Source organism: Flavobacterium sp. UW10123 (assembly GCF_040538975.1).
Lineage (GTDB): Bacteria > Bacteroidota > Bacteroidia > Flavobacteriales > Flavobacteriaceae > Flavobacterium.
Window position 1 is genome coordinate 51667 of the sequence record NZ_JBEWQE010000012.1, and the last position, 24008, is coordinate 75674.

General features: G+C 34.8%; 18 protein-coding genes. 10 read left to right on the plus strand and 8 right to left on the minus strand.

Going from position 1 to position 24008, the window contains the following annotated elements:
- Nucleotides 1-242: 242 nt before the first annotated feature.
- Complete coding sequence (locus tag ABXT06_RS14940) at nt 243-4172, plus strand: hybrid sensor histidine kinase/response regulator transcription factor (RefSeq protein ID WP_354591460.1); 3930 nt, start codon at nt 243-245, stop codon at nt 4170-4172.
- Nucleotides 4173-4247: 75 nt separating this feature from the next.
- Here the strand turns inward: ABXT06_RS14940 and ABXT06_RS14945 are convergent, their stop codons facing one another.
- The 4 genes from ABXT06_RS14945 to ABXT06_RS14960 all read right to left on the minus strand — a co-directional run bounded on the left by ABXT06_RS14945 (nt 4248) and on the right by ABXT06_RS14960 (nt 9086).
- A complete protein-coding gene (locus ABXT06_RS14945; protein ID WP_354591461.1) occupies nt 4248-6452 on the minus strand; it encodes a TonB-dependent receptor in 2205 nt (734 codons plus the stop codon).
- A 66-nt stretch (nt 6453-6518) separates the two neighbouring features.
- Nucleotides 6519-7142 carry a GNAT family N-acetyltransferase gene (locus ABXT06_RS14950; protein ID WP_354591462.1) on the minus strand — a complete coding sequence of 208 codons (624 nt, stop codon included), beginning with the start codon at nt 7140-7142 and terminating at the stop codon, nt 6519-6521.
- Between the two features lie 400 nt (nt 7143-7542).
- The gene (locus ABXT06_RS14955) at nt 7543-7929 is read right to left on the minus strand and encodes a DoxX family protein (protein ID WP_354591463.1); all 387 of its coding nucleotides are present in this window, start codon (nt 7927-7929) and stop codon (nt 7543-7545) included.
- 143 nt (nt 7930-8072) lie between these two features.
- A complete protein-coding gene (locus ABXT06_RS14960) occupies nt 8073-9086 on the minus strand; it encodes a zinc-binding alcohol dehydrogenase family protein (RefSeq protein ID WP_354591464.1) in 1014 nt (337 codons plus the stop codon).
- A 244-nt stretch (nt 9087-9330) separates the two neighbouring features.
- On the opposite strand from ABXT06_RS14960, the gene ABXT06_RS14965 reads away from it, so the two are divergent.
- Together ABXT06_RS14965 and ABXT06_RS14970 are read left to right on the plus strand one after the other, a co-directional pair.
- Entirely contained in the window at nt 9331-9888 is a 558-nt protein-coding gene (locus tag ABXT06_RS14965; protein WP_202001791.1) for a GNAT family N-acetyltransferase, read from the plus strand.
- A 7-nt stretch (nt 9889-9895) separates the two neighbouring features.
- Nucleotides 9896-10330 (plus strand): DoxX family protein, encoded by a 435-nt coding sequence (locus ABXT06_RS14970; protein WP_354591465.1) that lies wholly within the window; start codon nt 9896-9898, stop codon nt 10328-10330.
- A gap of 92 nt (nt 10331-10422) precedes the next feature.
- On the opposite strand, the gene ABXT06_RS14975 is transcribed toward ABXT06_RS14970, so the two are convergent.
- A complete protein-coding gene (locus ABXT06_RS14975; RefSeq protein WP_354591466.1) occupies nt 10423-10923 on the minus strand; it encodes a hypothetical protein in 501 nt (166 codons plus the stop codon).
- Nucleotides 10924-11023: 100 nt separating this feature from the next.
- Entirely contained in the window at nt 11024-11887 is an 864-nt protein-coding gene (locus tag ABXT06_RS14980; RefSeq protein ID WP_354591467.1) for a helix-turn-helix domain-containing protein, read from the minus strand.
- Nucleotides 11888-12044: 157 nt separating this feature from the next.
- On the opposite strand from ABXT06_RS14980, the gene ABXT06_RS14985 reads away from it, so the two are divergent.
- The 3 genes from ABXT06_RS14985 to ABXT06_RS14995 all read left to right on the plus strand — a co-directional run bounded on the left by ABXT06_RS14985 (nt 12045) and on the right by ABXT06_RS14995 (nt 14463).
- Nucleotides 12045-12881: a sulfite exporter TauE/SafE family protein gene (locus tag ABXT06_RS14985; RefSeq protein ID WP_198855974.1), complete on the plus strand. Its 837-nt coding sequence runs from the start codon at nt 12045-12047 to the stop codon at nt 12879-12881.
- Nucleotides 12868-13275, plus strand: coding sequence for a DUF1634 domain-containing protein (locus ABXT06_RS14990; RefSeq protein WP_095927569.1), 408 nt, complete (start codon nt 12868-12870; stop codon nt 13273-13275). The genes ABXT06_RS14985 and ABXT06_RS14990 overlap by 14 nt, the downstream gene beginning before the upstream one ends.
- 165 nt (nt 13276-13440) lie before the next feature.
- The gene (locus tag ABXT06_RS14995) at nt 13441-14463 is read left to right on the plus strand and encodes an LLM class flavin-dependent oxidoreductase (RefSeq protein ID WP_354591468.1); all 1023 of its coding nucleotides are present in this window, start codon (nt 13441-13443) and stop codon (nt 14461-14463) included.
- Nucleotides 14464-14771: 308 nt separating this feature from the next.
- Here ABXT06_RS14995 and ABXT06_RS15000 read toward each other — a convergent pair whose 3' ends face one another.
- Complete coding sequence (locus ABXT06_RS15000; protein ID WP_354591469.1) at nt 14772-17207, minus strand: TonB-dependent siderophore receptor; 2436 nt, start codon at nt 17205-17207, stop codon at nt 14772-14774.
- Between the two features lie 238 nt (nt 17208-17445).
- Here ABXT06_RS15000 and ABXT06_RS15005 point away from each other — a divergent pair, with 238 nt between their 5' ends.
- From ABXT06_RS15005 to ABXT06_RS15020, 4 genes are all read left to right on the plus strand, one after another.
- Nucleotides 17446-18723 carry an acetyl-CoA C-acetyltransferase gene (locus ABXT06_RS15005; protein WP_354591470.1) on the plus strand — a complete coding sequence of 426 codons (1278 nt, stop codon included), beginning with the start codon at nt 17446-17448 and terminating at the stop codon, nt 18721-18723.
- An 86-nt stretch (nt 18724-18809) separates the two neighbouring features.
- A complete protein-coding gene (locus ABXT06_RS15010) occupies nt 18810-19910 on the plus strand; it encodes a hypothetical protein (RefSeq protein WP_354591471.1) in 1101 nt (366 codons plus the stop codon).
- 234 nt (nt 19911-20144) lie between these two features.
- Nucleotides 20145-22055 (plus strand): fumarate reductase/succinate dehydrogenase flavoprotein subunit, encoded by a 1911-nt coding sequence (locus ABXT06_RS15015; protein WP_354591472.1) that lies wholly within the window; start codon nt 20145-20147, stop codon nt 22053-22055.
- A gap of 96 nt (nt 22056-22151) precedes the next feature.
- Nucleotides 22152-22898 (plus strand): succinate dehydrogenase/fumarate reductase iron-sulfur subunit, encoded by a 747-nt coding sequence (locus ABXT06_RS15020; protein ID WP_354591473.1) that lies wholly within the window; start codon nt 22152-22154, stop codon nt 22896-22898.
- 237 nt (nt 22899-23135) lie between these two features.
- Here ABXT06_RS15020 and ABXT06_RS15025 read toward each other — a convergent pair whose 3' ends face one another.
- A complete protein-coding gene (locus ABXT06_RS15025; protein ID WP_354591474.1) occupies nt 23136-23885 on the minus strand; it encodes a 4-hydroxy-tetrahydrodipicolinate reductase in 750 nt (249 codons plus the stop codon).
- Between the last annotated feature and the right edge of the window lie 123 nt (nt 23886-24008).

Sequence of the window (24008 nt, forward strand, 5' to 3'; positions counted from 1 at the left end):
AGATTTTTCAAACTTTATTTTAGTGATAGTATATTTTTAACCTTAAAATTTTATCAATATCATTTATTTGAAAATTCAAATTAGGCGCTTTTTATTCAAAATAAAATGCTTCATTTGTGTCAATATCTCTCTCAAATGATTCAAATTGTATTAAAAACAGTCCATTTTCATTCAGCTGCAACATTTTGTAGAATATTGAGACGATTTGCAGAAATCTAGATTTTAGTCTAAAAAACACAACTATGCGTAAATTCTTTCTTTTTTTATATTTCAGCTTTTTTTCGATAAATTTTTCGAATGCACAAGACTATTATTTTAAACATTTTCAGGTCGAAGAAGGCCTTTCTAACAATACCGTATTAACCTCTATTCAGGATAATGATGGTTTTATGTGGTTTGGAACTAAAGATGGTCTTAATCGTTTTGATGGCTATCGTTTTAAAACCTATAGAAGCAACGGAGATCCTGTACATAGTTTAGGAAGCAACTATATACAATCATTGCATGAACATAACGGCACGATTTGGGTAGGAACCGATAAAGGTTTATACCATTACGATAAAAAACTGGATCGCTTTACGATTTTGAATGAAGCTATAAATGATCGTATCAATGACATCAATCACGACCAAAAAGACAACATTTGGTTTGTTTCTGGCAACATTTTGTATAAGTATGCACCAAAAAAGCAACAAACAACCACTTTCAATCCGAACAAATATTTCATTACCACTTCGATAACGAAGGATTATAAAGGAGAAATCTGGGCTTCTTCTCTCAATAAAATCTATCATTACTCTGAAGAAAATCTTTCTTTTGAAAATATTCCTTTAAATCCGCCTGCCAATAAAGCCAATTTTAGAATCACCGTTATTTATGCTGTCGATTCTGAAAATATTGTAATTGGAACACAAGACCACGGCGTACTCCTATATAATAGAAAAAACAAAACGACATCTGAATTGCAATTTGGAATAAAAGAACCGGTTTTCGTTCGTCAATTCAGAAAAAAAGGAAACAATGAACTTTGGATTGCAAGCGAATCTGGCGTTTATGTCTATAATCTAAAAACTAAAACCGCTGTAAATCTTAAGAAAAACTACAACGATCCTTATGCGATTTCAGATAATGCAGCTTATTCAATCACAATCGACAAAGAGAACGGAATCTGGATCGGGACATATTTTGGCGGTGTCAATTACCATCAGAAACAATACACGCAGTTTAAAAAGTACTTTCCGCAGAATAATCAAAACTCCATTAGCGGAAGCGCAGTTCGAGAAATTCATAAAGACGATCACGGCGATTTATGGATCGGTACGGAAGATGCAGGCGTAAATCGTTTTAATCCAAAAACGCAGAAATTTACTTCTTATAATGTTTCTTATTATAATATTCACGCTTTAATGCCCAGAAAAGACAAAATCTGGGTTGGAACTTTTGAGCATGGTTTGGATGTTTTAGATCGAAATTCGGGTGCAATTCTAAAGCATTACAGTGCAAATGATGGCAAAAGCGGACTGCATAGCAATTTCATTTTTTCTTTTTATGAAATGAAAAATAATGATTTGATTGTCGTTACAACATCGGGACTTTATCGCTATAACGAACAAGCAGATAATTTTGAAATTCTGAAATTCTTTCCAGAAACGTATCATTATACGAACATGAAAGAAGACAGCGACGGGAATCTTTGGGCAGGAAGTTATCGCGACGGATTGCTGTTTTATAATCCGAAAACGAAGAAAAAAGAGGTTTTTACGTATGATTATAAAAATCCGAAAGGAATAAGCAATAATACCATCAATGCGATTTTTGAAGATTCTTCGAAAAACTTATGGATTGCAACCGAAAACGGATTGAATCTCGTAAACAGACAAAACCACACTTTTACCAAATTTACTACTAGTAACGGAATGCCAAGCAATGTCTTCTACTCTATTCTGGAAGACGATTCAAAAAATCTGTGGTTGACTACTTCTAAAGGTTTGGTGAAATTTGGTCCAGACCACAAAACCATCAAGATTTTCACCACCGCAAACGGATTATTGAGCGATCAGTTCAATTACAATTCGGCTTTTAAAGATGCAAACGGCGATATGTATTTTGGAAATCTAAACGGAATGATCAGTTTTAATCCGAAGCATTTCAGCAAAAACAAATACACGCCTTTTATTTACATTACCAATCTTCAAATTAATAATAAGGATATCGAGGTAAACAGTCCTGACTCTCCTATTTCGCAGTCTATTTCGTTTTTGGATGAACTAGAACTCAACAACAATCAGTCAACTTTTAATCTCGAATTTGCGTCTTTAAATTATACCGCGCCAGAATTGACCGAATATTGGTTTCAGCTCGAAAACGTAAACAATGACTGGGTTTATTTAGGAAGGAACAACAAAGTTTTCTTTACCGAACTGGCTCCTGGCAACTATGTTTTTAAAGTAAAATCATTGAATAGTTTTGGAGTTTGGAGTAAAGAAGTAAAACTCAAAATTACCATTCTGCCTCCGTTTTATGCCAGCAATTATGCGTATATCTTGTACTTTATTTTGTTCTGTGCCGGATTGTATTACATTATCCGTTATTCTCAAAATCTGACTCAGATTAAGAATAACCGCAAAATAAAGCACTTAAACGACGAAAAAGAAAAAGAAATCTATCAGGCTAAAATTGACTTTTTTACGAATGTCGCGCATGAAATCAGAACGCCTTTAACATTGATTAAAGGTCCGCTGGAAAAGCTTTTGGGAATGAAATACGAATCGGAAGAAGTGCCGCAGCATCTTTCGATTATGAAGAAAAATACATCTCGTTTATTGAAATTGGTAAATGAATTGCTTGATTTTAGAAAATCGGAAATTGGCGGTTTGAAACTGACTTTCGTCGAAGCGAATATTTCTTCGATGGTTCGAAATTTCCATTTAAGATTCAGCCAATTAATTGAAGAACGCGAACTTGAATTTGACTTGGAATTAGGCGAAAAAGACATTCATGCGTTTGTTGATAAAGAAGCTTTCAAAAAAATTCTGAGCAATTTGATCAACAACGCTATTAAATATTCAAACAAAAAAGTCTCTATCTCATTGTTCAGAGATGAAAAGAAATTGCATTTGATTGTAAAAAATGACGGAAATGTGATTCCAATCCATTTGAAGAATAAAATTTTCGAACCGTTTTTCAGAGTTGATGACAGCAGTACGGCTTCTGGAACAGGCATCGGACTTTCGCTGGCGCATTCTTTGGCGCAATTGCATAACGGAAGTTTAGAATTGATTGAAGATGCAAATTACAATATCTTCGAATTGGTTGTTCCGCTACATCAAGAAGAAGAATTTATGCTGTATGCCGATTCTGAAAAAGAACAGACAGAAACTGAAACTCCAAAAGAAACAGTTGAAATCAAAAATGAAAAAGCGCAGGTTTTGGTAGTCGAAGACAATGAAGATCTTTTGAGTTTTATCACCACTGAATTGGCTGGAACTTATACTGTTTTAAAGGCCGAAAATGGCGAAGAGGCCATCAAAATTATTCATAATGAAAACATCCAATTGGTAATTTCAGATGTGACAATGCCTGTTATGGACGGATTTACGATGTGTAAAAAGATCAAAACCAATCTTGAAACGAGTCATATTCCTGTTATTTTATTGACAGCCAAAAACTCACTAAAATCACAAATCGACGGACTTGAAGTTGGTGCAGACGCTTATGTGGCGAAACCTTTTTCTATGGATTATCTGAAAGTTCAAGCGAACAACTTGATTGAAAACCGTAGACAGATTATGAACTATTATGCGAGTTCTCCACTTTCGCACATTAAAAGCATTGCTCACAACAAAACCGACGAAAAATTCCTGAAAAAACTGGACGACGAAATTCTTAAAAACATTACTGATCAGGATTTAAGCGTAGAATCGCTTGCCGAAATCATGAATATGAGCCGTTCGACTTTATACCGAAAAATTAAAGACATTACAAATCTGAGTCCGAACGAATTAATCAATATCGTGCGATTAAAAAGGGCTGCGGAGTTACTGCTAAACGAAAACTATAAAATGTACGAAATCGCAGAAATGGTCGGTTACAAGTCGCAAACTAGCTTTGGGCGAAATTTCCAAAAGCATTTTAATATGTCGCCTTCGGAATACATCAATGCGAATAAGTAATGTGGCAATGTGTCATTAGATAATTATCCAATTACTAACATTATCTAATTTTCTAATTGACACATTGACTAATTTCTACCACATATATTTCAAAATCAAACGCGCATTAAACGGCGTTCCTGCTGTAAAATGAATTTCTTCAACAGGATCGGTTTCGTTTGCTAGTCTTGATTCGGTTAAGAATTGTGTTTCTTTCCATTTGGTGTTGAAAATATTGTCGATGTTTATGCCAATCGAAACTTTCTTAATCTGATAATTTACAGAGAAATCGGTAATGCAATACCCTTTTGCCACAACCGAATTGTCTTCATTTGCTGGCCTATCTCCTAAGAAACGGGTTCTAATGCTTCCTGAGAAACCTTTTAAATCTTTTACCGAAATTCCGTTCATTAAAGTATTTTTCGGAGCCAATGGCAGATAATCATTACCTTTTGGTTCGTCTATTGCTCTTGCATGTGTGTACGTGTAATCGGTATTCCAGAATAACCAATTGGTCAATTGATATCTGAAACCAAAATCGAAGCCTTTTCTTTCTGTTTTTCCGCTTGGTTCAACAACTGCTTCGTCGCCTACGTAAACAAATTCCTGAGCTAGATATAAATACCAAAGAGCTGAATTGATAATCATTCTTGGAAATGGTTTCCAGTTTAAACCTAAATCTGCACCGTATGTTTCTGGAAGGATTTTTTCACCTTTTTGCGCCACTACTACACGTGTATCATTGCTGTGAAACCCTTTTCCTAATTTTAGGAAATAGTTCAATTTGTCATTTTGAGTATACAAAAAGTTCAGTTTTGGGCTCACAATTGCTTTGGTCTGCGTCTGATTGCTGTAAGTTGCAGCCAATTGATCTTCGTACCCAAATTTGAAATAATCCAAACGCAATCCTCCATTTACCAGCCATTTTCCAGACGTAAAATCAAGACTTGAATACGTAAATAAATTGGTCTGATTTACCGTTCCTAAACTCAAATAATCTAAAACTGTCTTTCTGTTTAGAGTATGCGATAATTCTACATCTTTATTATTATCGTTTCGAAGTCCAGCGCCTAATTTAAAACGCCATTTTTCATTTAATTTCTGATCGTATTCAGATTGAAAACCTACAATAGTTCTGTTTTCTTTCTGTTTGATTTGATCGCCGTTTAAAGGATCATTCAAGAAAAAAGTAAAATTAGAATACAGTTCAAAATCATATTTGCTTAAATATGCGCTGCTTTTGATATGTGTATTTTCATCAATTTTTGCATCATACTGCAGATTGAAATTGGTTCTGTCTGTATTTCCGCCTTCATTTGAATCGATCGCTCCGAAATGCGAAATTGTTCCGTCGTTTACAGCACGATCTGGAATCTGTCCACTCGCATCCCATTGGCTTTTAAAATGCGAAACCGAGATAGCCAAACGATCTCCATTTTCCATTTTAGTATTGTATTTTCCAAACAAATTAATTCGGTTAAAGTTCTGAGGAGCATCAAAATAACCATCGGTCATCATGTATTCTCCCGCAAAATAAGCCGACTGGTTTTCTTTGTTCAATAAATTAAACATTGCCACAGTACGAAAAGTATCAAACTGTCCGCCTTCAAAAGAAATAGAACTATTCTGCAAAGCATTTTTGGTATTAAAACCAACATATCCTGCAGTTGTAAAATCGCCTTTATCTACAAAATAAGCACCTTTATCAAAATCAATATTATCGACTGTTTCTGGAATCACAAAATGCAAATCAGAATAGCCTTGTCCGTGTGCGTGTGAAACCATATTTACCGGCATTCCGTCTACGGTGATGTTAATATCGGTTCCGTGATCGCAGTCAAAACCTCTTAAAAAGATCTGTTCTGCTTTTCCTCCACCCGCATGCTGACCTATGAAAAGCCCTGGGACTTTTCGCAATAAGTCCTGAGAATTTGAAATAGGCTGAATTTCAAAATCGATTTTAGAAATGGTATTCAGATATTTTAGATTATTGCCAATCTTAACTTCTTCCAGTAAAAATGGCTTTTCTTGTAATGAAATAGTCAGAAAATCTAAAGAAGCTAGTTTTATTTTTTGAGTTGAAAATCCTTTTTTAGTAATAACCAAACTATCATTTACCTGTACATCTTCTAAAGTAAATTTTCCGTTTGCATCGGTGTGAGCATGTGCTTTTGAATTTAGATTTCGAATTAAAACTTCTGATGATGCTTTTCCGTCAGAATCATTTACAATACCGTTTAAAGATTGTGCATTAATAGAAAAAGAGAGAATAAAAAAGATAAGTGCTGATAAAGATTTCATTGCTATTTTGGTAACTTATTGGAATAATTTGAGAGCAAAAATAGCATAAAAAAGCATTTTTCAGCTTTATTCTAATGAATCTGAAATATTCTTTCTCTTAGGGTCATAAAGCATAGCAGTACACAAACAGTTTTTTCTTTCCTTACTTAATAATATTGGACAATTGATACAGCTTTTGCAGTTTTCCCAAAAAAGTTCATCGTTTGGTAATTCAGAATAAGTTACGGGTTCAAAACCGAGTTCGTGGTTCATTTTCATAACGGCTAAACCTGTCGTAAGGCTGAAAATAAGCGCTTCTGGGTATTTTTTACGACTAAGTTCGAAGATCTTTATTTTAATTTTTTTTGCCAATCCTGTATTTCTAAATTCAGGTGCGACAATTAATCCCGAATTAGAAACATATTTTCCGTTTTCCCACAAAGATATAAAAGCAAAACCCGCCCATTTTCCGTCTGGCGCAAATGCAATAATGGCTTCACCTTCTTTCATCTTTTTCTCGAGTAACTCTGGTGGTCGTCCTGAAATGCCAGTTCCACGTGCTTTAGCAGATAATAGTGTTTCTTTACAAATCTCATTTATATACAAAATATGCCTAGCCGTTGCCTCTTCGATAATGAAATCATACGATTCACTAACTTTTTCATCAGAAGAAAAAACAGTTGCATCTCTCCTATCCTCAATGGTTTTCATACTATGGCACTAAACTATTTTAGCGATCAGCATAACCGTGATAAAAAGAACTACCGTAAATACCATTAAGTTGACGAATCGATCTTTGTTTCGTCTAGATTTATTTGAAAAATACGTTTTTGTTATTTCTTTATTTCTTTTGTTACTTGTTTTCATATTCTTTAAATGCTTTTATAATTAAAGGCTAGTTTATCATCTATAAGATAAAAACAAAAGGCATACCACAGCAACGCAACCCGAAATAAACCACTGATTATAAAACAAATAACAAAAAATAAGTTTTAGTTAATTTGTAAAAACTTATCAAAATGATACGATGATTTTCAAAATGAAAGGGATTCAAATAAAAAAGCTCTAAATCGAAACTTAGAGCTTTCTTAATTATATAGGTGATTATAAATTAATCCCACTGATTGTTTTTGGAAACAGCAAATTTCCCCGCTCCAGTAAAGAACAATGCAAGAGCACCTAAAAAATACAGCATTAATAATTCTAAAGCATATCCTCCGTGCTCACTAATTGAGAAAATTTCCTGACTATGCATTGTTGCAACCGCCACCACACAAGTTATTGCCAAAAGAACTGCTGCAATTCTAGTTCTAAATCCTAATAAAATGGCAATTGGAGCTAAAACTTCGCCAATGTAAACTGCATATCCAAATGCGCCCAAGCTTTCTACAAGGAACGAAACTCCGTGAATTAGTTTAGAAACACCGTGAAAAAGCATTAGTCCACCAGTACTTAAACGCAATAGCAATAATCCAAGGTCTGTGTTTTTTGAAATCATAAATAATTTTGTTTTAGGTTAAAAATTTATCCAAATTGGGTTTGTAAGCGGACTAAAATACAAAATTTTCTTATTTAAAAACAATATTATTTAAAACGGTTCAAAATAACCTTTTTAAGCTATCACAATGCTTATTTTACGCTTTAAAATGTAATGGCAATCTTTCCAATTGTTCGGCCTGACTCCAAAAGTTCATGCGCTTTTTTCAGATTTTCAGCTGTAAGTCCATTTAAGGTTGTATTTAAAGTTGTTTTCAGAATGCCATCGTCCAACAAATCTGCTACAATATTTAAAATATTATGCTGTTCAATCATATCTTCCGTCTGATACATAGAACGCGTGTACATCAATTCCCAAGAAAAAGATACGCTTTTACTTTTCAATTTGGTTAATGCAACAGGATCGCTGCTTCCTGTAATTGAGGCAATATGTCCCTGCGGTTTTATCAATTCGACCATTGTATCCCAATAAGCGTTAGTGTCTACGAAATCTAAAATAAAGTCCACGTACTCAAAACCAGCTTCTCGAACCGAAGAAACCAAATCTTTATGATCTACGACAAAATCGGCTCCTTGCTGTTTGCACCATTCAATAGTTTCAGGACGCGATGCTGTTGCAATAACAGTTAAACCTGCAATTTTCTTAGCCAATTGAATAGCAATCGAACCTACTCCGCCTGCTCCGCCGATAATTAAAATCGATTTTCCTTTGTCTTTATCTACCGTAATTCTGATTCTGTCAAATAAAATTTCCCAAGCAGTTAAAGCCGTTAACGGAATTACAGCTGATTCTTCAATACTTAATGATTTCGGTTTTCTGCCGACAATTCTTTCATCAATAATCTGATATTCGGCATTGCTTCCTTGTTTGGTAATATCTCCAGCATAATAAACGGAATCTCCTACTTCAAACAAAGTAACGTCTTGTCCAACAGCTTGAACGATTCCGACAGCATCCCAGCCAATGATCTTTGGAGCTTCTAAAACAGTATCTTTCGCGCTATTCTGGCGAATCTTAAAATCAACTGGATTTACTGAAATCGCGTCAATTTTAACTAATAAATCGTGTGGTCCAGGGATTGGTTTTACAGCTTCAAATTCGATAAAACTTTCTGGGTTTTCTATGGGTAATGATGTTTTAAATCCTATTGCTTTCATTTCTTTTTAATGTTTAAATTAAAACTATACTACAAATATAAGACGAGTTGAAATCTCTTAATTGGTATATTTTGAGTGTATATTTGTATATATTAAGCACAATGTCTTTTTTGTTTCACGCAGATTTTACAGATTATAGCTGATTCTGCAGATTTTTTATTTAAAATTTGCTAAGATCTGCTCAAATCCTTTAAAATCTGCGTGAAATAATTTTAAAGACTAAATTTGCTAAAAACACGTCACTATGAATATAAGAAAAGCCGAAAAATCAGACTCAAAATATATCGCTCCCATATTATTATTAGCAATGGAAGATATTATCTATAAGTTTATTGCAAAAGAAGATTACGCTTCCGCGAAAGACTTTCTACAACATTTCGTTGAAAGTGAAAACAATCAATATTCATATCAAAACTGTTTTGTAGCCGAGGAAAATAACGAAATCATTGGCGCAGTAAACATTTATAATGGTGCTGATATTGAAAAATTAAGAAATCCTATAGTTGAATATGTGAGGAAACACCATAATCCTGAATTTGATCCAGAGTTTGAAACTCGTGCTGGAGAATATTATATTGATTCTTTAGGCGTGAATCCGAAATATCAAGGAAAAGGAATTGGTTCTCAATTATTGCAATTTTTGATTGATAAATACGTTCATAAAAATAAAGAGGTTTTAGGTCTGCTGGTTGAGGAAGACAATCCGAGTGCTAAAAAACTGTATTTAAAACTTGGTTTTAAAGTAGTTGGAAACAAAACTTTGGTTAAGAAGAACCTGGAACATCTTCAAATCAAAAATTAATTATAGAATGAAAAACATCACAATATTAGAAGCAGGTTTAATTTTAAGAATAGTTTTAGGAATCACAATGCTTTCGGCCGTAGCAGACCGATTTGGAGTTTGGGGCGCACCGGGATCTAACGCAGTCGCCTGGGGAAATTGGGAAAACTTTGTTATCTATACACAAACCCTAAATTCTTTTGCCAACAGAGCCACAGCAGAAATTCTTGCAGGAATTGCAACTTTCTTTGAAGTTATACTGAGTCTTCTACTATTATTTGGTTTCAAAACCAGACTTGCAGCCTTAGGAACTACCGTTTTAATGTTCTTTTTTGCTTTTGCCATGTCGGTTTCTGTTTCTGTAAAAGCACCTCTAGATTATTCGGTTTGGACAAGTTGTGCAGCGGCTTTACTACTTGCTAATATTGGTAAAACCTCTTTTGCGGTTGACAATAGAATATAGTTTTCGATAAAAGCGTTCTAGAAACTTTGTCAAAGTTTAAAACTTTGACAAAGTTAATCGCTTCGAAAAATTCAGCTTAAAAAACATCTTTTTTACATCTTTTTTCGAAAATAAATTCGTTTTGGAAATTGATCTTCCATGCTTTCTTCTAAACCAAATTCTTCATAATTTAATGATCGTAATATATCGATCAAAGCAGTATCTACGGCAAAAGTTTGCACCCAAATTAAATCGTGTTTTCGCTGATAAGCAATTTCTTCTGCTCGTTTAATAAGCGCTGTTAAATCTTCTTCATCAAAATAAATAATCTCGCTTAGATTAATTGCTTTTGACGCTCCTAGATTTTCGTTTAATATTCTTGATGAATCTAGTTTTAAATAAGATTGAGGAATTTCGCCAAGATATGCCATGAGAATTTCTATCGAAAAATCATTCTGAATTCGAAACAATTCTTTTTGAGAAAGATGCTGTTCTGCATATTTTTCTCCTAAATCTTTTTTCTTAAATAAATTGGTATAAAACTGAACGGCTTTATCTTCCATCCAAAAGACATTATCGTTAATTATGACCACAAATTTTGCAATTTTACTCATTTCTTTTCTTTTATAATAAGAGAGCAAAATTCTATCGATTATAGGTCTGAAAAAAGAGCGATACGGCTTCAAAATTGTGCAAAATGTCGTAAATCCTATTTTATTCGTTTTGTTTTTTTCGATATTCTAAAGGCGAAATCCCTTCGCGGTTTTTAAAGAATCTTCCAAAAACAGATTGATCAGTAAAATGCAGTAAATCACTTATCTGATTGATTGACATTTTTTTATTCTGCAAGAGGACTTTAGCTTCTAGAATCACCATTTTGCTAATCCAGTCACTCGCAGTCTTTCCACTGTGTTTTTTAATGACTTCAGACAAATATTTTCGACTTACATTCAATTCATCGGCATAATGCTTAACCGTTCTAAAATTCAAGAAATCTTTAAAAAGAAGCTTTCTAAATTTTTCATATAAAGTGTTTTGCACTTCTGTAGCGCCTTTTTCGATCTGAATGGCATCGATCTCATAAATCAAAATATACAGATAACTCCTTAAAATAGAAGCTTGATGCTTAGACTTGCCATCTGATGCTTCTTTAATCAAATTAAAAACACGTTCAAACTTATTTTCATCTGTTTTTGCAAGCTGAGATAAGTGATTATGACTGTTTTCAAAGAAATCATATTGCGCAAGAAAAAATACATTTGCCTGATTTTCAAGAAAGAAATGCGGTTTAAAGAATATAATATCAATTAAAATTTTGTCATCATTTTTAGAAAAACTCCTAATCACAGATGGTCCCAAAGTAATAATGGCTGGAGCATGAACTACTTTTCTCTCGAGTCCAGTCTGCATGATTATACTTCCTTTTCTTAAAAACTCAATTGCATAACTTTCTGCACGATAAGGCTCACTGATGTAAGGATGCTCGCTAGTTTGGACGTAGAAATATTCTTTCTGATCTGCATTAGAAAACAAACTCTTATGGTGCGTTAAGGAATAAGTGAGAATTTTATTCTTCAATACTGCTCTTTTTAATAATCATTGTTTTTTCAAATATAAGAACTTTTTTAGTAGAAGTTTTCGACTGTAACTAAACCCTAAAAACATTTTTAAGGTATATTTAAGTTCATGAACAAATATGTATTCGTAAATTAGCAATTACAAAAACATATCTTAAATGACAATACTTACCTTTACACTGATTATGATTCTGGGAGCCTTTTTGGCTGGATTTATCGGTTCATTATCAGGCTTAGGAGGCGGTATCATTATTATTCCGCTTCTTACGATTATTCTCGGTGTCGATATTCATTATGCCATTGGAGCTGCTTTAGTCTCTGTTATCGCCACTTCTTCGGGCTCTGCCGCTGCTTATGTAAAAGAAGGAATTACCAACATGCGAATGGGGATTTTTCTCGAAATCGCCACTACTATCGGAGCCGTTTGCGGAGCATTGCTTTCTACAATTGCCCCTACCTCTTTTATAGCCGTTTTATTTGGTTTGACTCTAATTTTTTCTGCAATTAATTCGCTTCGAAAAAAAGAAGAACACATTGTTTTAGAATCTAGTCCATTAGCTAAAAAACTAAAATTAGAAGGAACGTATCCTACCCACGACGGTGAAGTTGTAAAGTACGGAACCAAAAACGTAATTGGCGGTTTCAGTATGATGGGAGTTGCAGGAATGATGTCTGGCCTTCTCGGAATTGGTTCTGGGGCTTTTAAAGTGATTGCAATGGATAATATTATGCGAGTTCCTTTTAAAGTTTCGACAACTACAAGTAATTTTATGATGGGTGTTACAGCAATGGCGAGTTCTGTAATTTATATTCAAAAAGGATATATCGAACCTGGAATCTGTATGCCGGTTGTAATTGGAGTTTTGTTTGGAGCTATGGCCGGAGCAAAAATCTTAGTAAGAACGAATCCGAAGAAATTGAGAATATTTTTTGCCTGCTTGATCTTTGTTTTGGCAATAAACATGATTTATAACGGTCTAAATGGAAAAATCTAATATGGTACAAGAAGAAAAATTTGGAGAAAAAGATTTTCAGACAATTATAGGAAACTTGCTTCGTTACGGAGTTTGGATTTCATTATCGGTTGCTTTTATTGGCGGAATTGTATATTTAATTCACAACGGCAGCCAAATTGAAGATTATTCTGTTTTTAAAGAAAATGACCGAAATATATTTGAAGTAATTACCGCTATTTACAATGGTGCAATTCAAGGAAACGGAGAATCGTTAATATTTACAGGAATTATTTTCTTGTTCATGACACCCGTTTTACGTGTATTGCTTTCGTTGTTTTCATTTTTATTAGAAAAAGATTATTTATACGTTGGCATTACGCTGATTGTGATCATGATTATCATTATCAGTATTTCATTCGGATTCTCACATTAATTGGCTGTAAGCCATAAGCTTTAAGCTATACGCTCCAAAAATGCCTAAAGCTTAAAGCCTATTGCCTAAAGCAAAAAAATAATATCGCTCTAGGCTATAAGCCGTAAGCTTTAGGCTTTCTAAAATGCTTACAGCCTATAGCGTAAAGCTTAAAGCTAAAAAATTATGGAAATAGGAATAGACAGTTTTGCTTCGGCAATGTATGGCGATAACAACACTCTGAGCAGTGTTGATGCCATGGAACAGCTTTTGCAGCGAATTGAATTTGCAGATCAGGTTGGTCTTGATGTTTTCGGAATTGGAGAACATCATAAAAAAGAGTTTTTAGATTCTGCGACAGCTGTTATTTTGAGTGCAGCAGCGGCAAGAACAAAAAATATCCGACTTACAAGTGCCGTGACTGTTTTAAGCGCTGCAGATCCAGTGAGGGTTTATCAGAGTTTTGCCACTTTGGATTTAATTTCTAAAGGAAGAACTGAAATTGTAGTAGGGAGAGGATCTGCCATTGAAGCTTATCCCCTTTTTGGATATGATTTGAGAGATTATGATGCTCTTTTTAAAGAAAAACTAGAACTTCTTCTTCAAGTTAGGGATAATGAATTTGTTTCTTGGGAAGGAAAATTTCGTCCTGCTTTAAACAATTTACCTGTTTATCCAAGAGCTTTACAAGAAAAATTACCAATTTGGCTTGGAGTTGGCGGAACGCCAGAATCTTTTATAAGAGCTGGTTCGTTAGGCCTCCCATTAATGGTTGCTGTTATAGGTGGACAAACTCATCGTTTTAAACCTTTAATTGATTTATATCGTGAAGCTGGAAAAGCCGCAGGCTATAAACCGAATGAATTAAAAATAGGCTTGCATTCACCTGGATATGTAGGCGCAACAACAGAAAATGCTATTGCAGATTATTACCCAGGGTACGCCGAATTATGGACTAAATTAGGATACGAAAGAGGTTGGCCTCCTGTAACAAAAGGTCAATTTGACGGTTTAATTGATGATTTAGGCGTTTTAATTGTTGGAAGTCCAGAAAGAGCTGCAGAGAAAATTCTGCGACACAGCGAAGCGCTAGGTGGTGTGAACCGATTCACTTTCCAAATGGATAATGCTGGTTTGACACACAAACAATTAATGAATGCCATAGAATTGATTGGAACAAAATTGATTCCTTTGATACGCAAGGCATAATAATTAATCTCGCAAAGTCGCTAAGACGGAAAGTCTTTGTTTTTAAAAAGCCACAGATTACACAGATTAAAAGGATTTAAAAAAAAATGAATAGCGTCCAGCTTAAGCTGGATGGAAAAATATAGCAAAAAACGAAAGGCTTTAGCCAAACTTCATCTAGTTTGGCTAAAGCCTTTCCAATTTCAATTTACAAAACCTCCAGTTAAAACTGGAGGCAATTCAAAAAAGCTATACTTCAAGACCTTTCTTCCTCTGAACCTTTGAACCTTTGTCCCTTTGAACCTAAAAACCTTAGAACCTTAGCCCCTTTAAAACTTGTAAGTAACCCCAACTCTAAAGTTTCTTGGCGCTTCAGTCTGCCAGTAGTAAGCACTTAACCACTCGTAGTACGAACCGCTGTAAAGACATCTATCTAAAATATTGAATACGTTTGCTGTAACTTTAATTTTACCAGTTTCATAAGACAATCCACCATCTAATTTAAAGTAAGTTGGAAGTTTTACAACTCCTGGACTCCAAGTATCTGTTTGGCGTCCATCAAGAAAAGTTCCTCCGATTGAAGCACCAAAACCTTTTAATTTTCCGTGCTGAAGCGTGTAATTTAACCATGCATTTGCAGTATGTTTGGCATAACCAGGCACAACATCTCCAACCTTAATACCATTAGCTTCAGAAACATCTGGATCAATTTTAGTTACAACTGACTCTGTAAACGCATAATTTGCAATAAGATTTAAGCCGTCAAAGATTTTTCCTCTCAAATCAAACTCAACACCACGAGCTCTTTTTTCACCCAAAACAATTTTATACTGTTCATTTGGCTGATTATTAGGATCTGACGTTAACTCATTCTTCTTTAAGATATTGTAAACTGATAAACTGGTATTCCAAGAACCGTCAAACCAATCTTTTTTAAGTCCAAATTCAACATTATTTCCTGTAAGAGGCTTTATATCACCACTTCTTACAACACCCGATTGAGGTGTAAAAGCTTGATCATATAATCCGTAAACCGCAAAATCATCAGTAATAGAATAACTTAAACCGGCACGAGGCGTAATGTGGCTATCCTCTTGTGGCACATCATAACTGCTAGTTTGGCTAATCCAAGTATATCTTGCAGCAAGAGTCAATCTTAATCTATTTTCTAAAAAGCCAAGCTCATCTTGAACATAACCTGCTGCATATTTCGAACCGTAAAGTCCGCCCGCTCTCTGACTTAAAGGTGTATCATGATCAAATTGCGGAAGACCATTTGCTGGTGTGTCATAATTTGGATTGTAAACATTAAACGGATTTGCATAAGTATCTAAATCATGCGATTGTCCCCAATCTGCCATATAATCTTTGCTTCCTAAATCTACTCCACCCAATACTTTATGCGAAACATTTCCAGTACTGAATTTTCCGTTCAAAAAGATCTGCCCTAAATACATATTGCTCTCTGCGTCCCAAATACCAACATTTCTAATGATATCACCTTTATCAAGAAAAACATCTGGAATTTTATCTCCATCCGTATCAATTTCAGCTGGTCCAACTAAACTTGGCCATGAACTATATCCTTGCTGAATATATTTAAAATAAGACGTTTGAGCTGTAAGTTTCCAGTTTTCGTCAAATTTGTGCTCAAACTGTAAATACCCACTATGATCCTGAATATTAGTATCAGGCAATCCTGGTTGTGTCATCGTAAAATTACGCGGTAAAGTGGCATACCCATCAGATTTAGGTCCGAAAACATAGTAAGAACCAACTTCTGTCATGTTTGCGTATTGAAAGTTATATTCTGCAGTAATTTTTGTTTTATCATCAATTTGATATGAAATTACGGGTGCAATCACATAACGGTCGTTATGCTCAAACGGACGATGCGATCCTTTCTTTTGCGCAGCTCCATTAAATCTGTATAGTAATTTTCCTTTTTTGTCTAACTTTCCATCAAGATCAAGACTTACTCTATAAAAATCGTAACTTCCAACCAAAGCACTTACCTCTCCTTTTGTTACACCTGTTGGCTTTTTAGTCACCACATTGTACAATCCACTTGGATCACCGCTTGAAAGCATAAATCCTGCTGGACCTTTTACAAACTCAATGTGATCTACAAAACTCATATCCTCTGTTAATGGCCCCCAGAAAGAAGAAACTACATTAAATCCGTTTCTAAAAGCCTGAATTTGAGAACCTCTCATTGTAATATTCGTATACAAATCTCCCCAGTGTTCCAAACGCACAGCACCACTCACGTTACGGATTACACCATCGCTCATACTCGTAATCTGCTGGTCTTTTAAAGTCTGACTGCTTACAATTTGTATATTTTGAGGAATTTCTAAAACTGGAGTCTGAAGACGCAATGACAATGAAGGTTTATCCTGCTTGTATTTATTCTTTTTGATTACCACTTCTTCAAGATCTTGTTGGCTTTCTGAAAGAGAAAAATTCTTAGTCGTCGTTTGTTTTGAATTGACAACAATTTTATCCTCAACAGGCTGAATTCCAACTCCATTTAATACAATAGTATATGTTCCTGGTTTCACATTTTTAATTTCATAATGTCCTGAAACAGTTGTAATATCTGAATATTTTGTTCCTTTTAAAGCTACCGCAATATTTTCTGCGGGTTTATTGCCACTCAAAGAAACTTTCCCGTTTACATTTCCAAGCTGTTGCGCCATTATATTTAATGAACTCAAAAACAGTGCAAAAAAATAAACTTTTGGATTAATAATTATTTTCATTTGGTTTGGATTTTAAATTGAGCGACAAAAGTATATGCAAATCTCAACTTTTCCAAATTATTTTAATTCATTCTAAATAAATACAACAAATTATACTAAATCAGTAAGAATTAAATTAGAAATAGCTATTTCGCAGTTATTTCCTTATAATATTAATCTACATTAAGTCTGAAACCAAAATCTATTTTTATCTTTATACTTCTAAATTTCAAAAACAAAAAGCAAATAACTTCCTGATATGAAATCAAATACAATAAGAAAAGTTGCCATTGTAGGCTATAACAGAATTCCTTTTGCCAGAGCTAATACTGCTTATTCTAATGTTGGAAACAAAGAAATGATGACCGCATCGCTCAATGGTCTTATTGAAAAATACAATCTGAAGGGGAAATTATTGGGCGAAGTTGCCGGAGGCGCCGTAATCAAACATACTTACGACAATAATTTGATTCGCGAATGTGTTATGCAGACTAGCCTTGATCCTGCAACTCCTGCTTGCGATTTACAGCAAGCCTGTGATACTGGAATTGAAAGCGCTATTTATATTGCCAATAAAATTGCTCTAGGACAAATAGATTCTGGAATTGCTGGCGGTGTAGATTCTATCAGTGATATGCCAATTGCTGTAAGTGAGAAACTTCGAAAAATTTTATTAGAAGCAAGAAAAGCAAAATCACTAGGCGGAAAAATTAAAACTTTTTTAAAACTTCGTCCAAAAGATTTATCTCCCTTAGTTCCTAGAAACGAAGAATCACAAACAGGACTTTCTATGGGCGGACACACTGAAATTACTGCAAAGTATTATAAAATTTCCCGCGAAGAACAAGATCAATTTGCTTTAAAAAGTCATCTGAATATGGCCAAAGCGTATGATGAAGGATTTTTTGACGATATGATTACTCCTTTTAATGGTTTAGAAAAAGACAATAATCTTAGAAGAGACAGCACAATTGAAAAATTAGCGAAACTAAGTCCCGCTTTTGATAAAGTAAACGGAACTTTGACAGCAGGAAATTCAACGCCGCTAACAGACGGAGCTTCTTGTGTTCTTTTAGCTAGCGAAGAATGGGCAAAAGAACAAGGACTTCCTATTTTAGCTTATATTACTTTCGCAGAAATTGCTGCAATTGAATATGTTAAAAATCAACAAAATCTTCTATTAGCGCCTTTATTTGCTGCTTCAAGAATGTTGGAAAAAGCAGAATTAAACTTGCAAGATTTTGACTATTATGAAATCCACGAGGCTTTTGCTGCTCAAACTTTAGCAACTTTAAAAATTTGGGAAAGTCCAGAACTAAGTGCCGAAATCGGTTTAAAGAAAACTTTAGGCGCGATTGACAGAAATAAACTGAATGTAAAAGGAAGTAGTTTGGCAGCTGCTCACCCATTTGCCGCAACTGGCGGAAGAATTATTGGTGTAATGGCAAAATTATTGAATGAAAAGGGCTCTGGAAGAGGGTTAATTTCAATCTGTGCCGCAGGCGGTCAAGGACTAACAATGATAATTGAGAAATAAAAAAAACAAATAATATCCTACAAAAATATAATAAATTGACAAGAGGAAAGTTCTAGATTTATTATTAAATAAAACTGCGCAGTATTATGAGAATATTGAAACTTACTATTCTACTCATTTTTAATTTTGTTTCTTTTTCAACAATAACTTGTCAATCTGTTCAAAATGACAGTATAAAGCTGGATTATGCTAAAATTTATTCTTTCGCATTAGACGGAAAACCTACACGTGCTTTACCACTATTAGAAATTGATCCAACAAAAAAGATATCAAAAAAAGACTTAAAGTTTATAACGGACTTTGAAGGACGTTTTAAATTTAAAAAAGATAAAAGCGATTTTCTAGAAACACGAAAATCAAAAATTGATGGATTACTAAAAATATACAGAGATTATTGGCGCTTATCATTTCTTAATAACAATAAGAAATACGACACGCTTATAATGAAAAATGTTTTCAAATTTCTTAAGAAAGAGTTCCCATTATCACAAAAGTTGACTTTTAACAAAGACAGTATAGATGTCTATCAAAAAAAGTACATTTCTAACTTAGGCTATCATAGCACTGGATTCGGAAAAACGGGAAGCTTATACGATTTATTAGTTTGGAAAACAGAAAAGGATACGGTTTACAAAGTCAATTATGACCGAAAAGAAACAGATATCAAAATTTATTTTATGGATGATTTTGTAACTCTCGGTTGGAACGAATATGCTACTTTGGGACGTTATTATCCAGCGGGCTGGGCAAAACGCGATGCTCTATTTTGTGTAAAGAAAGCTTATGATCTAAAATCAGAAAAGTTCAGAGTTAGCTATATTGGTCATGAAGGCAGGCATTTTGCAGATTATAAGTTATTTCCGAAATTAAAAGGGGTTGGTTCAGCAGATTTAGAATACCGAGCTAAATTGACTGAATTAGCGCTGTATTCACCAGATGGTTTATATAATAGATTACAATTCTTTATAGACAACGGAAATTATGATAGCGAAAATGGTCATTCTATTGCTGCCTTTTGCGTGATAAGAGACTTATCCAGACTTCTATTTCAAAATGATTACGAAAAAGATATGGATAAATGGAAAGCAATCCCAGCCACTAAAATAAATGAAGCAGCCACTAAACTTCTCGAAGAAAACACTAAATCATTGGAGAAAATTCCAAACGTTGAAAAATTCATCAAGTAAAATTTTGATTAACTTCTTTAAAAAGCAACACAGCTTAATAATAAGCTGTGTTTATTTTTTTAAGTAACTATACAACAGATAAGTAATAAAAAGAAAGAACTAGGTAAGACATAATTCATAAGGAAAAAAATAGTTTTTTATTTACAAAATACCATTTTTTATAGTAAATTTAGAATCTATTATAATTCAGGTTTCTTTTAAGCTTTTGCATCAATTCATTTTAAACCACTAAAAATGATGGAATCAAAAATACCCGAAGGTCCTCTTGCAGATAAATGGAGTCTTTACAAGTCTAAAGCCAAACTGGTCAATCCTGCAAACCGAAAAAAACTAAACATTATAGTTGTCGGAACGGGTCTTGCTGGTGCTTCGTGTGCGGCTTCTCTAGCTGAGCAAGGTTACAACATAAAATCTTTCTGCTTTCAGGACTCTCCGCGACGTGCGCATTCTGTTGCCGCTCAAGGCGGAGTAAATGCTGCCAAAAACTACAAAAATGATGGCGACAGCACTTTTAGAATGTTTTACGACACAATAAAAGGTGGCGATTTTAGATCTCGCGAAGCCAATGTTTATCGTTTAGCCGAATGTTCTGCACATCTTATCGACCATGCAGTTGCACAGGGAGTTCCATTTGCAAGGGAATATGCTGGATATTTAAACAACAGATCTTTTGGAGGGGTTCAGGTTTCTCGAACTTTTTATGCTAGAGGCCAAACTGGACAACAGTTATTATTGGGAGCTTATCAAGCATTGGAACGTCAAGCGTCTTTAGGAAAAGTTGATTTATATACTCGTCACGAAATGCTTGAGCTCGTTGTTATCGATGGCAAAGCCAAAGGCATTATTGCACGAAATCTCGAAACCGGAATTTTGGAACGTCATGCTGCAGATGCTATAGTATTAGCATCTGGCGGTTACGGAAAAGTATATTATCTGTCTACTCTTGCTATGGGGTGCAATAGTTCTGCCATTTGGCGTGCGCACAAAAAAGGCGCTTATATGGCGGGCGTAAGCTGGATTCAGTTTCATCCTACTTCATTGCCACAACATGGAGAAAATCAATCTAAACTGACTTTAATGTCGGAATCACTTCGAAATGACGGAAGAATCTGGGTTCCTAAAAAAGCGGAAGATGCCCGAAATGCAAATGCTATTCCAGAAGAAGAACGTGATTATTATTTAGAACGCCGTTATCCTTCGTTTGGAAATCTGGCGCCAAGAGATATTTCGTCACGAGCGGCAAAAGAAAGAATCGACGCCGGTCATGGCGTCGGGCCAATGAAAAATGCTATTTATCTCGATTTTTCTGATGCCATCAAAGCGCAAGGAAAAGATAAAATTGAAGCCAAATACAGCAATCTTTTTGCCATGTACGAAAAGATTACAGGCATAAACGCTTATAAAGAACCGATGCTGATTTCGCCTTCAGCGCATTTTACAATGGGTGGACTTTGGGTCGATTATGAACTTATGACTACAATTCCTGGTTTATTTGCTTTAGGAGAAGCCAATTTTGCCGATCACGGTGCCAATCGTCTTGGTGCAAATTCGTTGCTTCAAGCCTGTGTTGACGGTTATTTTATTGCGCCTTACACCATTCCAAATTATTTAGCAGGCGAATTGAATTTGCAAAAACCCGATATTTCGCATCCAGCATTTGAGGAAGCTGAGAAAACAGTTAGACGACAGTTGGATCGCTTTCTACATACCAACGGAACACTTTCAGCAGATTATTTCCATAAAAAAATCGGACGCTTATTATATGAAAAATGTGGTCTTTCGCGAAGCAGAAAAAAACTGGAAGAAGCCTTAATTGAAATCCGTGAACTAAAAGCTTCATTTGAAAAAGATCTCAGAATTACTGGGGATAATACTTTAAACAGTGAACTAGAAAAAGCAGGTCGAATTGCCGATTATATCGAATTGGCCGAATTAATGTGTTACGATGCCTTACAACGCGAAGAATCTTGCGGTGCACACTTTAGAGAAGAATACCAAACGGCCGACGGAGAAGCTGTCCGCAACGACGCTGAATTCTGTTATGTATCGGCCTGGGAATGGAAAGGTTTAAATAGCAAACCCGAACTTCATAAAGAACCTTTAACGTTTGAATCAGTAGAACTTGCAGTCAGAAGCTATAAATAAATGGTGAATATTAATTGTGAATTGTTAATTATTAATTCACAATACTCATTCATAATTAACAATTCATAATTAACAATTCATAATTAACAATTATATATGAAACTTTATCTTAAAATATGGCGGCAGTTTAATTCTTCAACAAAAGGAGAAATGACAGATTATGAAATTGATGGAGTGTCAGAACATATGTCGTTTCTAGAAATGTTGGATCTTTTGAACGAATCTCTTATTCAAAATGGCGAACGTGTGATCGAATTTGATCATGACTGCCGCGAAGGAATCTGCGGGCAATGCGGCGTTATGATAAACGGACGCGCTCATGGACCTTTAAAAAATACTACAACTTGCCAGCTTCATATGAGAAGTTTTAAAGATGGAGATACTATTTATATTGAACCCTTTCGAGCAAAAGCTTTTCCTGTTTTACGCGATCTAAAAATTGACCGAAAAGCATTTGATTCGATCATTGCTTCGGGAGGTTTTATTGGCGCTTCGACGGGGCAGGCGCCAGAAGCAAACAGTATTCCGATTTCATACGAAACCGCCGAAGCCGCCTTTGATGCCGCTGCCTGCATTGGGTGCGGAGCTTGTGTGGCTTCCTGCAAAAACGCCAGCGCCGCATTGTTTGTCGGTGCCAAAATAACACATTTAGCGCTTTTGCCTCAAGGAGAATTAGAAGCTCCAAAACGTGCTGTCTCAATGGTTAAACAAATGGATGAAGAAGGTTTTGGAGCTTGCTCCGATACAAGAGCCTGCGAAATAGAATGTCCGCAGGGAATTTCGGTGCTTTCAATTGCTAAAATGAATTTAGAATATATGAAGGCTTTGACTTTTAGGAAGTAAGTTTTTTTTGCCGCGAAGACGCAAAGTCGCAAAGCTTTTTCTTTTTTAAGTTTTAAAACTTTGCGCCTCCACTCCCAATAGCTATGGGAGCGCAAGATTAAATATATTTTTAATACATTGCGCTTATCCTTCGACTTCGCTCAGGAAGACAAAAAGCACTAGCCATTTTTTCAATAAAAAACTTTGCGCCTTTGCAAAATTAAAAAAGCTTAGTGCCTTTGTGCCTTCGTGGCAAAACTATACAGTAAAATAAGGCGTCAGGATATCTTCAAAATTATACAATCCTTTTTCTTTCTCTTTAAGATTTTCGGCAACAAAAATAACTCCATTCCCAAAAGCTTCCCTAGAAATCGATTCGTGAATTAAACGCACGGTTTGAAACGGAAAACCAAAAATAACTTCGTGTTTTCCAACAATTCCTCCTGCCCTAACCGAATTGATATTTTCTTTATCTACATCTAGTGCTTCGGCAATTTTTACTGCTGTTCCAGAGGTTCCTTGTTTGGTTTTAAAATGCTCTTCGTTTACTTCGATATCAACCCACGGCGCAATTTTCTTTAAAAATTTTGCTGCAAATAATAAATAGTTAACTCCTAAAGTAATATTAGGCGACCAAAACACAGTCGTTTTTTTGGACAGCTTTTTCAGAAAAACCAGTTCTTTGTCTTTATAGTGCGAAATCGCCGAAATGATTTTTATATTCTTTTTTGCTGCCTCTTCTCCATAGGTGTAGATTCCTTGATGAGACGAAAAATCAATAATGATATCTACAGGATGTTTTTCTAATAATTCTTCAATAGAAGTTTTAGAACTAGAATAGATTAAGCCGGGTTCTTCTGACTGCACTCCAAAGAATTCTGGAACCGATCTGTGTTCTAAAACCGTACTTTGTCTTAAAACCCATTCTAGACAGAATTTTTTATTTTCTAATAATATTGAAGCTACTGATTTTCCAGTTTTTCCGAATCCGATTAATCCTATTTTCATAAGCATTTATTTTTTTATGGGCGAGACTGCCCGATTGAAAATATTGATATTATAAAGAAGTAAATATCAATTCTAATTTTAAAGAAATCAGCTGTTTTAGAAACCGCTGGTTCATAAAAATAG

Coding starts and splice junctions, on each gene's coding strand:
- ABXT06_RS14990 (WP_095927569.1), top strand. CDS start 12,868: ATGGAAAAATCTAATATGGTACAAGAAGAAAAATTTGGAGAAAAAGAT.
- ABXT06_RS14995 (WP_354591468.1), top strand. CDS start 13,441: ATGGAAATAGGAATAGACAGTTTTGCTTCGGCAATGTATGGCGATAAC.
- ABXT06_RS15025 (WP_354591474.1), bottom strand. CDS start 23,885: ATGAAAATAGGATTAATCGGATTCGGAAAAACTGGAAAATCAGTAGCT.
- ABXT06_RS14960 (WP_354591464.1), bottom strand. CDS start 9,086: ATGAAAGCAATAGGATTTAAAACATCATTACCCATAGAAAACCCAGAA.
- ABXT06_RS14955 (WP_354591463.1), bottom strand. CDS start 7,929: ATGATTTCAAAAAACACAGACCTTGGATTATTGCTATTGCGTTTAAGT.
- ABXT06_RS15005 (WP_354591470.1), top strand. CDS start 17,446: ATGAAATCAAATACAATAAGAAAAGTTGCCATTGTAGGCTATAACAGA.
- ABXT06_RS15020 (WP_354591473.1), top strand. CDS start 22,152: ATGAAACTTTATCTTAAAATATGGCGGCAGTTTAATTCTTCAACAAAA.
- ABXT06_RS14940 (WP_354591460.1), top strand. CDS start 243: ATGCGTAAATTCTTTCTTTTTTTATATTTCAGCTTTTTTTCGATAAAT.
- ABXT06_RS15015 (WP_354591472.1), top strand. CDS start 20,145: ATGATGGAATCAAAAATACCCGAAGGTCCTCTTGCAGATAAATGGAGT.
- ABXT06_RS15010 (WP_354591471.1), top strand. CDS start 18,810: ATGAGAATATTGAAACTTACTATTCTACTCATTTTTAATTTTGTTTCT.
- ABXT06_RS14985 (WP_198855974.1), top strand. CDS start 12,045: ATGACAATACTTACCTTTACACTGATTATGATTCTGGGAGCCTTTTTG.
- ABXT06_RS14965 (WP_202001791.1), top strand. CDS start 9,331: ATGAATATAAGAAAAGCCGAAAAATCAGACTCAAAATATATCGCTCCC.
- ABXT06_RS14970 (WP_354591465.1), top strand. CDS start 9,896: ATGAAAAACATCACAATATTAGAAGCAGGTTTAATTTTAAGAATAGTT.
- ABXT06_RS14950 (WP_354591462.1), bottom strand. CDS start 7,142: ATGAAAACCATTGAGGATAGGAGAGATGCAACTGTTTTTTCTTCTGAT.
- ABXT06_RS15000 (WP_354591469.1), bottom strand. CDS start 17,207: ATGAAAATAATTATTAATCCAAAAGTTTATTTTTTTGCACTGTTTTTG.
- ABXT06_RS14975 (WP_354591466.1), bottom strand. CDS start 10,923: ATGAGTAAAATTGCAAAATTTGTGGTCATAATTAACGATAATGTCTTT.
- ABXT06_RS14945 (WP_354591461.1), bottom strand. CDS start 6,452: ATGAAATCTTTATCAGCACTTATCTTTTTTATTCTCTCTTTTTCTATT.